This window comes from Bowmanella pacifica (genome assembly GCF_014645355.1).
Classification (GTDB): Bacteria; Pseudomonadota; Gammaproteobacteria; order Enterobacterales; family Alteromonadaceae; genus Bowmanella; species Bowmanella pacifica.
The window spans coordinates 114,888-129,215 of record NZ_BMLS01000004.1; the positions used below are offsets into that span (position 1 = coordinate 114,888).

10 protein-coding genes are annotated in these 14,328 nt (G+C 51.0%); all 10 read right to left on the reverse strand.

Features of this window, described 5'->3' with window-relative positions; translation table 11 throughout:
• Positions 1 to 43: 43 nt before the first annotated feature.
• Positions 44 to 1,489 (reverse strand): metalloprotease TldD, encoded by a 1,446-nt coding sequence (gene tldD, locus IEX02_RS13340; protein ID WP_188696045.1) that lies wholly within the window; start codon positions 1,487 to 1,489, stop codon positions 44 to 46.
• Positions 1,473 to 2,303: a carbon-nitrogen hydrolase family protein gene (locus IEX02_RS13345; RefSeq protein WP_188696050.1), complete on the reverse strand. Its 831-nt coding sequence runs from the start codon at positions 2,301 to 2,303 to the stop codon at positions 1,473 to 1,475. The genes tldD and IEX02_RS13345 overlap by 17 nt, the downstream gene beginning before the upstream one ends.
• Complete coding sequence (locus tag IEX02_RS13350; RefSeq protein ID WP_188696053.1) at positions 2,296 to 6,096, reverse strand: YhdP family protein; 3,801 nt, start codon at positions 6,094 to 6,096, stop codon at positions 2,296 to 2,298. The genes IEX02_RS13345 and IEX02_RS13350 overlap by 8 nt, the downstream gene beginning before the upstream one ends.
• Positions 6,097 to 6,155: 59 nt before the next feature.
• Positions 6,156 to 7,622 carry a ribonuclease G gene (rng, locus tag IEX02_RS13355; RefSeq protein WP_188696056.1) on the reverse strand — a complete coding sequence of 489 codons (1,467 nt, stop codon included), beginning with the start codon at positions 7,620 to 7,622 and terminating at the stop codon, positions 6,156 to 6,158.
• Positions 7,619 to 8,179, reverse strand: a complete 561-nt coding sequence (locus tag IEX02_RS13360; RefSeq protein WP_188696059.1) for a Maf family protein — start codon at positions 8,177 to 8,179, stop codon at positions 7,619 to 7,621. The genes rng and IEX02_RS13360 overlap by 4 nt, the downstream gene beginning before the upstream one ends.
• 1 nt (position 8,180) lies before the next feature.
• Complete coding sequence (gene mreD, locus IEX02_RS13365) at positions 8,181 to 8,663, reverse strand: rod shape-determining protein MreD (protein ID WP_373285008.1); 483 nt, start codon at positions 8,661 to 8,663, stop codon at positions 8,181 to 8,183.
• Entirely contained in the window at positions 8,647 to 9,519 is an 873-nt protein-coding gene (gene mreC / locus IEX02_RS13370; protein WP_188696062.1) for a rod shape-determining protein MreC, read from the reverse strand. Before mreC ends, mreD begins: the two co-directional genes overlap by 17 nt.
• A 51-nt stretch (positions 9,520 to 9,570) precedes the next feature.
• A complete protein-coding gene (locus IEX02_RS13375; protein WP_102794482.1) occupies positions 9,571 to 10,614 on the reverse strand; it encodes a rod shape-determining protein in 1,044 nt (347 codons plus the stop codon).
• Positions 10,615 to 10,834: 220 nt separating this feature from the next.
• Positions 10,835 to 13,783: a polymer-forming cytoskeletal protein gene (locus IEX02_RS13380; protein ID WP_188696065.1), complete on the reverse strand. Its 2,949-nt coding sequence runs from the start codon at positions 13,781 to 13,783 to the stop codon at positions 10,835 to 10,837.
• 131 nt (positions 13,784 to 13,914) lie between these two features.
• Positions 13,915 to 14,328, reverse strand: coding sequence for a type II secretory pathway protein (locus IEX02_RS13385; protein WP_188696067.1), 414 nt, complete (start codon positions 14,326 to 14,328; stop codon positions 13,915 to 13,917).

Consider the following 14,328-nt stretch of genomic DNA (forward strand, 5'->3'; position numbering starts at 1 on the left):
GTTTAAATGCCAGACAGTAAAAAGGCGGCTAATGCCGCCTTCTTTATGCTGTACCGCCGACGGTAAGCTCATCCACTTTTAAGGTAGGCTGGCCCACACCAACGGGCACGCTTTGCCCGTCTTTGCCACATACGCCAACGCCCGAATCCAGGCTCATATCATTACCTATCATCGACACTTTCTGCATTACCTGCGGTCCATTACCAATCAAAGTGGCGCCCTTCACCGGAGCAGTGATTTTGCCATTCTCAATCAGGTAAGCTTCAGAGGTCGAGAAGACAAACTTACCTGAGGTGATATCCACCTGACCACCACCAAAATTAGGCGCATAAATGCCTTTCTTAATAGTGCTGATAATTTCTTCCGGTTCGTAGTCACCGCCCAACATATAAGTGTTGGTCATTCTCGGCATCGGCAGATGAGCATAGGACTCACGGCGACCGTTACCGGTAACCGGTACCCCCATCAAACGGGCATTTTGTTTATCCTGCATATAGCCTTTGAGGATGCCGTCTTCAATTAACACATTGTACTGACTTGGGTTGCCTTCATCGTCGATGCTCAGCGAGCCACGGCGCTCGGCCATAGTCCCGTCGTCCACCACAGTAACGCCTTTGGCAGCTACCTGCTGGCCAATACGACCACTAAAAGTGGACGAGCCCTTACGATTAAAGTCTCCTTCCAGGCCATGACCTACGGCTTCATGCAACAGCACCCCTGGCCAGCCACTGCCCAGCACTACGGGCATCAGACCAGCGGGAGCATCCACCGCCTGCATATTCACTCTGGCCATATGCAAAGCGTCATCAGCCAATTGCTGGTAACGGGGAATCCCCTGCTCCAACTCTAAGAATCTGGCATAGGCATAACGCCCGCCCATCCCGGCACTACCCCGTTCACGACGGCCATTTTTCTCGATCAGAACCGAGCAATTCAGTCGCACCAAAGGACGAATATCTGTACTCAAAGTCCCATCGGTGGCAGCCACCAACACTTCTTCATATACACCACTGATACTCACCACCACCTGGCTGATATCAGGCTCCTGCTGACGTACATAGCTATCCATACTTTTCAGCAGATTGATTTTGTCCTGATCGGACAGATCCAAAATCGGATTACGCCCTTCATACAGGGCCTTTTGGGACTTAGCAGCCGAAAAGGCTTTGACCTGATGGTTACCGCCTTGACGGGTGATACTGCGCGCCGCCTGACAAGCCTGATTCAAAGCCTGCCGGGAAATTTCGTCTGAATAGGCAAAGCCAGTTTTCTCGCCGCTAACCGCCCGTACCCCAACGCCACGCTCTATGTTGTAGCTGCCATCTTTAATAATGCCATCTTCCAACACCCAGCTCTCATGCTGGCTGGATTGAAAATACAAATCAGCAAAATCATTATCGTGCTGGTAAATCAGGCCCAGGGCCTCTTGCAGATCAGCTTGTGTCAGCTCTGATGCTGACAGCAGGTTCTGCTCAACTATTGAATTCAATCAGTTCGCTCCTGAATTGGTTGTGCTGCCCAACCGGCATATTTCGACGAATCTCGTGCATCTGGTCAAAATCAACCAGCGCTTGTACCAGCCCCGGCCCTTGGGCCAGACTGGTCAACACTTCTCCCCAGGGAGTTATAATAGTGGAATGGCCATAGGTCTCACGCCCGTTGGCATGCTGGCCGCCCTGCCCGGCTGCCACCACAAAGCACTGTTTTTCAATGGCCCTGGCCCTAAGCAGCGGCCACCAATGGGCTTCACCTGTCACCTGAGTAAAGGCCGCCGGTAACACCAAAATATCGATCTCACCCATGGCCTGGAACAGGCCAGCAAAACGAAGATCATAGCATACCGCCATGCCAATGCGGCCAATCTCGGTGTTGGCAACAACAACCTGTTCTCCAGCCTGGGTGTATTTCGACTCAAGATAGGTACGTGTCCCATCCGCCACCTGCACATCAAACAGATGAATTTTGCGATAGTGCGCCACTCTTTGCCCCGATGGTGAAAAAAGCAGGCTGGAAGCGGTAAATTTCTCCTTGTCCGGTACCCGGACTGGTATGGTACCGGCTACCATCCAGATACCATGTTCAGCCGCCAGGGCAGACAAAGCACTCTGAACAGGCCCTTCTCCCAGGGTTTCTGCCAGCTCAAGCTGAGTTTTGTCGCTGCCACCAAAGCAGGCAAAGCACTCTGGCAACACCACCAAAGAAGGCACAGATGGATCCAATCCCTTTAGCTGTGTCGCCAAGGTCTGCAAGTTTTCCTCGGGATTAGGCGTTGATAGCATTTGCACAGCAACAAGATTAACCATTGGAGGTTTCCTCAAGAGGTAATTGCGGCGGTAAAGGGGCTGGCTCTTTAGGCTTAGCCTTGGCGGGCAATTGCACCTCACGACTATCACGCCCCAACTCCTGTAAAACAGGTTCATCCAATGTGCCGGTCAGCGAATACTCAATATTGGAAATGACCTTAGCCGAGGTTAGTACCTCATCCAGGGCAAACGCCGCCAGTGCCGTGGCTGGGTTTACCATCCAGGCCAGAATAACGGGTAAACTTGAGGTTACTTTGGGGGTAAAGCCAATCTTGTAAGCCAGGCTTTTGTCATTCAAATCCGTATAACCGACCAGGGCCATCTTCCCTGCCGCCCCATCAATACTGGTATCTTCGGTGTGAACCCGGCCATCAGTCACCTGGAAGGTGCCATCCATTTTGTCGTAAAAGAAGCCCTTCGCAAACACATCCCTGAAGTCCAGGGTAAGCTTACGCACCAGCGACTCCAGGCTGAGAATAGAGAATAAGCGCGCACCTTTGTCACTCACTTCACTCAAATAACCGTCAGATAAGGCCCATTTCACATCCCCATTCAGGGTGGCGAAATTAAACTGGTAGGGCGCTTGTTGCCAGCTAAGGTCAAAGTCCATTCTGGCCCCCGAATCCCGTATCCCGGCATCAAACTTAAAATGTTTTAACAGCGCACCAAAGTCTTTGCTTTCAAGGTTACCGCTTAGCTTAGTGCTGCTGCCAGCTTCACTGATAAACCAGTTTCCCGAGGCCGCTATACGGCTGTCTGGGAGTTTCATCTCAAGACGGTCTATCTTCATACCGTGCTCGGCGCGACTTAGCTTGATACTTACCTGACCTAGCTCATAATCCAGGTAACTACAGCGCTGACACTCAAACAACAAAGGCGGGAACTGGCTGAAATCAGTCTCTTCTGATTGTTCCGACGTCTGCCAGGCTGGCAGGGCCAGATAGTCGGCTTGAATACTGATGCCTCGCTCCAACCAGTCGTGCCCAATCTCAATCTCAGCACGGCCTTGTTTCGCATTTAGCGTGGCCAACCAGGCGAGATCAGAATGTTTAAAGTTCACCTCTGTCTGATTTAGCACCAAGCCCATCAAATCCAGATTTTGGGCATTAACGAATATACGTTCCGGTATGGGAAATAATCCCTCTCCTTCAGACGGCAGTGACAACAATGCTGCAATTGCACTGTGCCATTGCTCAACGCTGATAAAAGGTAAATTAGCGGAAATACTGAAGCCATTACCCATACCAGCAAAGCTACTTTCACCCAGTGCCAGGTGTGCCCTGGAAAAGCGCATTTCCTGATGCGGCAGAAGGCCATTGAAACGAACCGCATTACCTAGCTGCAACCTAACATTGGAAACCTGTTGGTCACCGCTGACATCAAGAAGCAGTGGCAACTCAGTACCAGCGCCTTTGGCAAAGGGCGCTGGCAAATCGGATACGACGTTAAGCATGTCCGACTGCAAATTAAATTCGTATTGATAACCTTGCTCAGGAAGCGTCAGGGTTAGATCCGCCTGCCAGGGCGATACGCCGGCCACAAAAGGCTCCAATCCCGGGTGCTGAGCCAGCAAGAACTGATGCCAGTTCCACTGACCATTGAGTTGGATCTTGGTTTGATAACCTTCAGTTCGCTGCTGGCCCTGCAACGAAATAGTGGTGGGCTGACCAAGCACCTCGGCCTGTAAACCTTTGGCATTGATCTTGTCATTCACAAAGGTCAGTTCGCCGTGGGTTTTCAACATATCCAGTTGAAGGCTTCGCACACCAACCTTATTACCATTGAAGCCCACCTTCCCACGCGCAACCACATCCCGACCACTAAGGGGAATGGTCAGCTCTAATTCAGCCTGTAGCTCTCCTTCAATCTGCACTTCTTTGAGGGCTGCACCAACAGAATCTGCCAGCTCACTGTTAACCATCAGGTCCGTAACATCTTGGCCTTGCGCTAAATCTTTTAAACTGATGGTCAACACCGAATCATCACGCAATTCTGGGATGACAGCTTGCACATGACCAACCTTCAGATTACGTAATTTGCCTTTGCTGCTGTCCATCCACAGCCCCTGGTTCTCAAACAGCAACTGCATAGATAACTCGGTTAGTGCTGGCCAGTCATCATCAAACAAGAATTCACTGTCCTGTAGCTCGACCTGGGCCTGAAATATGCCGCTGTTATCGGTAAAGGGATAGTTGGCAGGAACGCCATGCCACAGCAGGTTTGCATGTTTGACCCGCCCTGACACTAGGGCATGATCAAGATAATGCTTGGTGTTCTGCCCCATTAATTCGCCAGGAAACAACTTTTTAGCATCGGCGACACTCAGGCCTTCTACCTGCGTCACCAGGGTCAACTCACCATCCTGGCTATTGTATCGAACCGCCTGATTGAAACTCACCACATCAGAACTGAAGGCCAGTTTGGGCACAGTCAGTATGCTGCCCTCAGCATCTTGTTGAATGTAGAGATCCGCGTCCAAACCGTCGAATGCCAAACGACTATCCAGCAAGCCATCGGTTAGCAGGTAGCCATCATGACCAGTCAACGACAGTCGCCCTTGACCATAAGCCCAATCAAAGCGCCCTTGCAGGCCACTGACACCCGGCATTTGTGACGAGGCTGCCAGTTCTAAATCACTGAAAGCCAGTGTGGCGGCCAAGCCCTTGCTATTAACCAGCAGCGCCAGCTGCGTCAGTTTGCCTTGTGGGGACATAGCGGCCAGCCAATCCGCCTGTTGCTCGCTGACAAAACCAGATAACACAGGTGATAACTCAGCCAGTTGCAGGTCGGAGCTGCGCAACAGATAGTCGCCACTGTCGCTGGCATATCCTTGCAGATCCAAGGTTAAACGCTGCTCTTCATTGCTGAGCAATTCGGCCTGCTGCAAAGCAAAGCGCCAGCCAGAGTCATCGGGTTCGGCCCGCAACGTGCCTTTGGCAATCCGCAGGCTGGCAGGCTGTTTTCCCTTAAAACTCAATTGGCTGTCGCTGAAGTTGGCCTGCACGGATACAGCGTTGGAATCCCTAATTTCTGCCCATAAAGAAAAGTTTAAACGGCCGCCGGCCAGCTCACGCTGACTGGGATTGAATTGTGCCAACCAAGGAGAAATATCCAGCTCTTTGGCGTCAGCATGAAAAGTACCACTGAGGTTATCGCGCCCACCGCGTAAATCCAAAATAAAGCGCGCGGAATTGCGTGTAAGTTCGGCCACCCGCATCAACCCGGTTCCCTGGTGACGCTGGTCCTGGTTTAGCCAACTCAGTTGCTGGATCTGAATATGCTGCCGCTCCTTATCGGAGGCCAGAAATAAGTCGCTATTGTTTACCGAGAAGCGTTGTAGCTGCTCCAGAAACAGCGCTTGCAGTGCATCCACGACCGGGTATTCGCTGTCGCCGGATTCCAGTCGTGGAATATCCAGTGACAGGGTCAGCCCGTCCAGATTAAAACGCTGAGATTGAATATTGCCGTTTTTTACCGAGCCCCAAAAATCCAGTTCTATCTCGGTTTCCCGGATATTCAGTTGAATAGGGGAATCGTTTTGTCCGTTCAGGGCCACATCGCGCAGTACAATAGACGGACCCGCTCCCTGCCAGGCAGCACTGATACTGCCGATTTTTAAATCCGTACCGTATTGCTGGTTAATATAATCTTCTAACCAGTGTTTTTTGCTGTCCATATACGGCAGGCTGTAACGCAGCAGACTGAGCAATACCGCCAGGGTAACCAGCAGTACAGCACTGAGCGTCCACAGCTTGCGCAATATATAGGACAGGTAATAAACCGGTTTTTTCACATTCTTTCAATTCAGTTAGCAGCCACGCCCTTAGGTGCTTGCATGGCTTGTAGTCAAGATTACATCATGACTACGTCGTATTTATCCTGGTTGTACAATGGCTCAGTTTGTACCTTAATCTGCCGGGAAACGAAGACTTCCAATTCGGCCAGCATATGCGACTCTTCTCCCAGTAGCGCATCCGCTACTGCCGGCGAGGCATACACCACAAATTTGTCTGCATCATAAGCGCGGTTGACCCGGACAATTTCGCGCATAATCTCAAAACAAATGGTTTCCACGGTTTTAATTGAGCCACGTCCCTTACATACTGGACACTCACCACAGAGGATATGTTCCAAACTTTCGCGTGTTCTTTTGCGTGTCATTTCGATCAAGCCCAGGGCAGTAAAGCCGTGAATGTTGATCTTAGCCCGATCTTTGCCGGTGGCGACTTCCAAACTATGCAGCACCCGACGCTGATGATCCGGGTCCACCATATCAATAAAGTCGATAATAATGATGCCGCCCAGGTTGCGCAGCCGAAGCTGCCGGGCAATGGCCGCCGTTGCTTCAATATTGGTGTTAAAAATAGTTTCTTCGAGATTACGATGCCCCACAAAAGCGCCGGTATTAATGTCGATAGTGGTCATGGCTTCGGTTTGATCAATAATCAGATAACCGCCAGACTTCAGCTCTACCCGTCTCTCCAACGAGCGCTGCGCCTCATTTTCTACATCGTACAAATCAAAAATCGGGCGTTCGCCCTGGTAATATTCCAGCAACTGGTGCAACTCGGGGGCATATTCCCTGGTAAAGCTTTGCAACTCGCTGAATGCCAGCTTGGAATCAATACGAATACGATCGAGCTGAGTACCCACAAAGTCACGCAGTACCCGACGAGCTAAAGGCAAGTCCTCGTACAATACGTTAGATTTACGCTTCTTCATACGCTGCTGCACTTTTGCCCACAGACGCTTAAGAAACTCAGCATCCTGCTGAAGCTCGCTTTCTCCAACCCCTTCGGCCGCGGTACGCAGAATAAAACCACCATCCTCGCTGCACAGCTCCTGCACGAGCAGCTTAAGCCGTTCACGCTCGGACTCATCTTCTATACGTTGTGATACCCCTACATGGGCAACGCTGGGCATAAAGACCAAATAACGGGATGGCAAGGTAATATCCGTGGTCAAACGGGCGCCTTTAGTGCCAATAGGGTCTTTCACCACCTGCACCACAATGTCCTGCCCGTCTCTGACTAATTCACGAATATCCTGCTTGGACATATGACTCTCTGATACTTCCCCCACCAGTTCGCTATGAATAACGATATCTGAGGCATGTAAGAAAGCCGCTTTGTCCAAGCCGATATCCACAAATGCGGCCTGCATCCCAGGTAATACCCGGCTCACCTTACCGCGGTAGATATTACCCACCAGACCCTTCTTGGTATGCCGCTCGACATGAATCTCTTGCAAGATGCCGTTTTCGATCAGGGCAACCCTGGATTCCGAGGGAGTAACGTTGATCAAAAGCTCGGCACTCATAACAGATGTTGCTCCTTTAGCAATTCGGCAGTTTCATACAGCGGCAACCCAACCACGGCGCTGTAACTGCCCTGAATACGCGTGACGAAACGACCAGCCAGGCCCTGAATACCGTAACCACCGGCTTTATCTGCTGGTTCACCAGTTTGCCAGTACCAGTCCATTTCTTGCGGACTAACTACCTTGAAGCTGACATCCGTTAGTACCAACCTATGTTGCAAACCTCGGTCACTGCGCAGTGCCACGGCAGTCATAACCTGATGATGGGCGCCGGAAAGTAAAGCAAACATGCGCTTAAAATCAGCCTGATCCTGGGGTTTACCAAGAATCTTATTTTGGCACACCACGGCCGTATCTGAACCCAATACAGGATCCACGTGGCCTGCCTGCCGCCAACCAGCTTCTGCTTTAGCCCTGGCTAAGCGGACAACGTAGTCACGAGGCTCTTCGCCACTTTTAACCGACTCGTCGAGGTCGACACTGATTTGTTTAAAGGGCACCTGCAATTGCGTTAACAACTCGGCGCGACGGGGAGAGGCGGAAGCTAAAATCAGCATATCAGCTTACCTTCAGTTGTCTGCGCGCCTTGCGCAGAATCATAAAACACCAGGGCCAGAACAGCATGGTGGTCAACACCGGCCACAGGTAGTCAAACAGAAAATAGATATCGGTCAGCATATGCTGCAGCCAGAATATAACCAGGTGATAAAGCGCTGCCAGTAGGCCGATCATAAAGGCCTGTTGCCATACCGAGTAGTTACGCAGACGCTGGTAATTGGCGGCCAGGATAAATATCACCAGACTCAATGCCAGGCTGTGGATGCCCAAAGCTGTGCCCAGCAAAATATCCAATACCAGGCCATTGAGGAAAGCCACCCCCACATTCACCCGTTGAGGCAGAGCCAGGGTCCAATACCCTAAAACCAACAACACCCAATCAGGGCGATAAGGATCCACCATGATGGGCATGGGCATAATCTGCAGCATTTGCGCCACCAGCAAACTAATGGCAATGGCCCAATGTTTAAGACCCAGGTGCATTCACTGCCTCTCCTTGTTCTACCGGCCCCTGCGGCGCGTCTTGCGGCCAGAGCAGCAACAGGTATTTCAATCTGTCCAGCTGTGCCGCCGGCACCGCGCGGATAATGGCAAAGGGGCGGGTTTCGTCGCGGATCACATCAACAATACGTCCGACCGGATAGCCCTCAGGGAAAACCTGTCCCAAACCCGATGACACCAACATATCACCCGGCTCAATATCGGTACTATGGGGTACATGATTGATAACAAGTCGGTTCAACTGGCCAGAGCCGGATGCCACCAAACGCACGTTGTTGCGCAAAATTCTGACCGGCACGGCGTGCGTTACATCGGCGATCAACAACACCCGACTGGTGGTGGTGCCTACCTGCATAACCTGGCCAACCAGACCTTTGTCGTCTAATACCGGTTGTCCTTCAAAGACACCTTGCAAGGTGCCCTTATTAATTACGATTTGGTGACTGTAGGGGTTATTATCAACCGCCATCAACTCTGCCACTATCTTACGCACTTCCGGGCGCACGGGAGAACCCAGCAAAGTACGCAGCCGCTCGTTCTCCTGTTCCAGCACCACAAAACGCTGCAACTCTTCACTCATCAGAATATTCTGGCGGGTCAGTTGGGCATTGTCTTCCAGCAGTTGGCGCTGGGTCGTCAAGGCGCGGGCTGTTTGGTTTAGCACTTCGCCTGGCAGATTCGCCATGTATTGCAGGGGGCTGACCAGGGAGTTGAGATACACCCTGACTGTACTAAAAGTGTCTAATTTGCCGTCCAGGATGATAAGCAACACAGACAACACACTGGCAAGCACCAGTCTGCTGTTCAGTGACGGACCGCGGGAAAAAATAGTATCCAAGACAGACGCCTAAAAACAAGCGGGCGGCTTACGCCGCCTCAGATTAACCGATTATTCGTAGCTGAACAGGTCGCCGCCGTGCATATCGATCATCTCTAATGCTTTACCACCACCTCTGGCGACACAAGTAAGAGGATCATCAGCGATAACCACAGGAATACCGGTCTCTTCCATCAACAGACGATCCAAGTCTTTAAGCAAGGCACCACCGCCGGTCAGCACCATACCGCGTTCGGAGATGTCTGACGCCAGCTCAGGGGGCGACTGTTCTAGTGCCACCATAACGGCCGACACTATACCGGTGAGAGGCTCTTGCAGCGCTTCCAGAATCTCATTGGAATTAAGGGTAAAGCTTCTCGGCACCCCTTCTGCCAGATTACGGCCGCGCACTTCGATTTCGCGCACTTCCTCACCAGGGTAGGCCGCACCAATCTCATGCTTAATACGCTCGGCCGTAGCTTCGCCGATCAGCGAGCCGAAGTTACGACGGATGTAGTTGATAATGGCTTCATCAAACTTATCGCCACCGATACGTACCGAAGAGGAATACACCACACCGTTCAATGAAATAATGGCCACTTCCGTGGTACCACCACCGATATCCACCACCATTGAACCGGTGGCTTCAGATACCGGCAAACCTGAACCAATAGCCGCAGCCATAGGTTCATCAATCAAAAACACCTCACGCGCTCCGGCACCCAATGCGGATTCACGAATAGCGCGACGTTCCACCTGAGTGGAGCCACAAGGCACGCACACCAGTACCCGGGGACTGGGGCGCAAGAAGTTATTGTCATGCACTTGTTTAATAAAGTGCTGCAACATCTTTTCGGTAACATAGAAGTCGGCAATCACACCGTCCTTCATCGGCCGGATGGCCTTGATGTTGCCCGGGGTACGACCCAGCATGCGTTTGGCCTCACTGCCCACCGCTGCTACACTCTTTGGACCTCCGGCACGTTCCTGACGAATGGCGACCACAGAGGGTTCATTCAGCACTATGCCTTGGTTTTTCACATAAATAAGGGTGTTGGCTGTACCCAGGTCGATAGATAAGTCATTGGAAAACATTCCGCGAAGCTTTTTGAACATGTACTGACCCGGTCCTTAACTGCCGCCATTAAACGAAAATGGGGCTAAATTTAGCATTTACGACAAACTGGTTAACTTTACCAATGCCCCCGCCCCTGCACAAGTTGTGTGGGCAAGGCATTAGGTATAAAAAAGCAAGAAAAATTCCCTTTTGGGCTCAGACAGGGCCGCAATGCGGCAAATTAACGATTTTTCTGCCAACAAAAGCCGGTGGCTGGGCTTAGTGAAATACCTCGCGTTGAAAAATCAGTCGGTCATTTCCACGGAACTGGCCAAAGGTCGCTTTGGCTTTAGGGCCTTCCTGCACATTGCTGCCCTGCCAATCATACTTCAACCAGTCTGAAGGTAGCTGCCACTGTATCGTCACATCACCTCGCTGACCCGCGCTGCTTAATACAAAACCCGCACTGGGTAATACAGGTTTACCAGCTATCACTGTGCCTGCGCCCGTTTTTGAGGACACCAGCCCCAATGGGTCTTCTGCCACTAACATCAGCTCGGCAGCGCTGAAAGCCGTACAGTTATCCAACAGATTCGGTTGCCATTGAGTCGTACCTTGCTGGTAATACTCGATTTGCAATGGCAAAGGTAGAGGTTCCGTCTCAGGCCCATAGGCATTCGCCAGCACTGCCCGACCATAGCGCACCTTAGTGGGAGAACCAGCGGCAAAGGCTTGCGCCGCTAAAAAATCCGCATGCACTGTCTGCATTGGCACCGAATCACTGTCATTGACCTGGAGGCCGAGCTGCAGATTATCAAAGGGGCCATCTACAGAAGGCGGGATAACCGGCCGAACGAACGTGATATCTGTATCTAAATTGGCAACGCCCGCCCCCCAGACAAGATTATGGGAAACGGGCGACAACCTACCACTGAGATCTTCATCCTGATACGCAGCCAGCGTCAGGTTGGCTGATTTGGCAAACAACCCCTGATAATTTGCTGTTGTCTGATTATTGGTATTTTGCGCCAGAATTTGCGCTTTAACCCCAAAGGGCTGCCCCATATAGCTAAATCCGTTACACACCGCTTCAACGCTGTCATCGGTCAGGGCAAAGTGGGCCGGAATAAAACGGCCCACAGGATTACTTTCACTAAGCGGTGTTACTTTCCCCGCGCCAAGATAATCCTGGTCAACATCCGCACTAAAGCGCACAACCCCCACCTCGGAAAAACTGACATTGTGATTTTCGAACAATCCGGCAACGGAGGCATGTTTGCTAAATATAGCTTGATTAGCCAAATGCCCCGCTTGTCCCGGTAATGGAGCTAGCAATTGATGCCCCACTATCACTAGCTTTCTGGGCACTGATTCGTTACCGAAATTGTTGGTTGTACCGCCTAGCGCATTCAGGGCACGTAGTTTAACGCTGAATGCCTCTCCTGCTTTGGCAAACACACTGCCATCATGATAGGCACCGCTAAAAGCACTGCTATCCCCACTGGCATTTACCACGTCAATGGCCACAGCTGCTGGTTTTACGGTAAATGCCGATGAGCTACCAATAAGTATCTTGCTACTATTGTTACTGCTTGTCGCCGCATCTAGGCTTATTTTTCCAGCATCGTCATAGCGTACACCCAATACGGCTTGCCCATCACTGCCAAAATCTGCCTGGATATTGCCCGGCGCGTCCCCTAGTGCAACATTATTCACCGTCAACCAGTTGCCATTGCTACATAAGCCTGGATCCTGGCAGTTTAGATCAATGGCAACGGTTTGATTATTTGTCAGTGCGGCATTACAGAGCCCGGTTTCCGCATCGGTGGTAATGGCCTGTAGCTCTAATTCAAACTCCACCCCGGCCACCTGATGATTTAGCCCCGTATCATTACTGCCCTTTCGCACAAAACGCAGCACACTGTCTTTAACAGTAAATTGACAAGCTAGTCCGGATAAGCCTTTTTGACAGGTAAATGGATTGGATGGTGTGATACCGCTGATGGCACCGGTACTCAGTTCGAAGGTCGCGGGGTAGAGTGCTTGTTGACTCACAGTCAACATAACATTGGTCTGGCTACTGCTATTAAAATCTGCATTTACTGCACCTAACCTGCCATTTCTTTCAGTTATCTCTACCGTGCCCGTAATATCTGTCTGGGTCGAACAAGTGGCATCTGCACAGGCAACCACATTCACCGGGTACTGACTTTCGCAAGACGCAATCAACCCGCTATGACTAAGCAAAAAGTGATGTACCTGCGCGGCAGACGCACTGCAACTGGTAGGAGTATAACCATCGGAAGTATCGCAATAGGTTCCGCCCTCAATCGTGCCATTGTTGGTGATATGACTGGCAGTAACATCACCTGTTACCCGCCCCCCCCAGTCCACCACCGTCAGCGAATCAGCCAGAATATTGCCATCCACCAGCGCATTTGAGGACTTTAGAATCGCCTGACCTGTTTGAATATTGCCGTAAACGCTGCCATCGCTGCCGATGGTCAATGATGTAGAGGCAAAGATATCACCATATACACTGGCATTTGAGGGCTCTATTTCGACAACAGGTGCGTTCACCTCACCGGTCAGACTGCTACCACTGGCAAGGATAAAACTGGTGGTCGCATTGACGTCTCCGGTCAGATATACCGCACTGATGGTATCAATACTGTATGCATTCAGATCACCTATCACTGTAGTACCACTGCCGATTTCTAAATGATTGGTAGCAGAAACATTGCCCTCTATCCGACTACTGCTGGAACCAATGGTGATATCTGAGCCTTGAATTGGTCCAGTGATGCTATTAGCCGAGCCTGTATAAATACTTCCTCCATATAACCCACCCTCCAAGGTATTGCTGGAACCAAGTTGAATGATATTGGCGGTCAGATTACCGCTCATTTGATTGTCTGATGCGGTATTAATGGCCGTGGCATTCATATTGCCGCTAAATGTGCTATTAGAACCGGTTTCAATCGTATCGGCAGACAAGTTGCCAACTATTACATTGGCATAGCCAAGATCAACCGCCTTTTCGACAGTGAAGTTTGCATTAGCCCTAAAGTCAGACCCTGTTGATAAACTGCCAGAAATCTGAATAGATAAGCGCGAAGCACTACCACTTTGGTTTATCTTGGCATTAGATAATTTTGCATTACCGTTGATTTTTAAGGTGACGCCGGGGCCGGCGGTGCTAACGGAAATACTGTCATTCCAGCTCAAAGAGAGTCCCGAACAGGTCACTGTCGTCCCTCCTTTTTTACAGCCAGGCGGTAAAGGGCCATTTGGTAAACTATAGTCAGCCGCCCAAACGGAGCCAGCAGCAAGCAATATAATCAAGCCAAACCAGCACCTCATAGTCCCTCCCTAGCATCCACAGACAAGGTGCGACTGATCACCGAATCACCGGCCTGGCAGGCCCCTGTGACAGAGAGTTGATACAGGCGTATATCAGCCGCCGCATACGCTTGCGATTGGCAACGACGCAGATACGCACAATTTGTTAGCCCTGGCACAGCCAAGGGCTGAAAAACGCTATCAGTCTGGCATGATGAGGGGACACCGACAGAAGAGCCTATTGGAAAAATCTCGCTCAACTGAATTTCCAGACCGCTTTTGGCCGCTTGCAGGGCACGTACCCCATAGACTTCATTCACGATAGTATCGCTGGATGTAGAAAGAATGCGGCTCAAGGCAAAACCCAGTCCAGCCAGTATCACCAGAATAAACAGCGCCATCATCAACATGCTGCCTCTTTGTTTATGCAT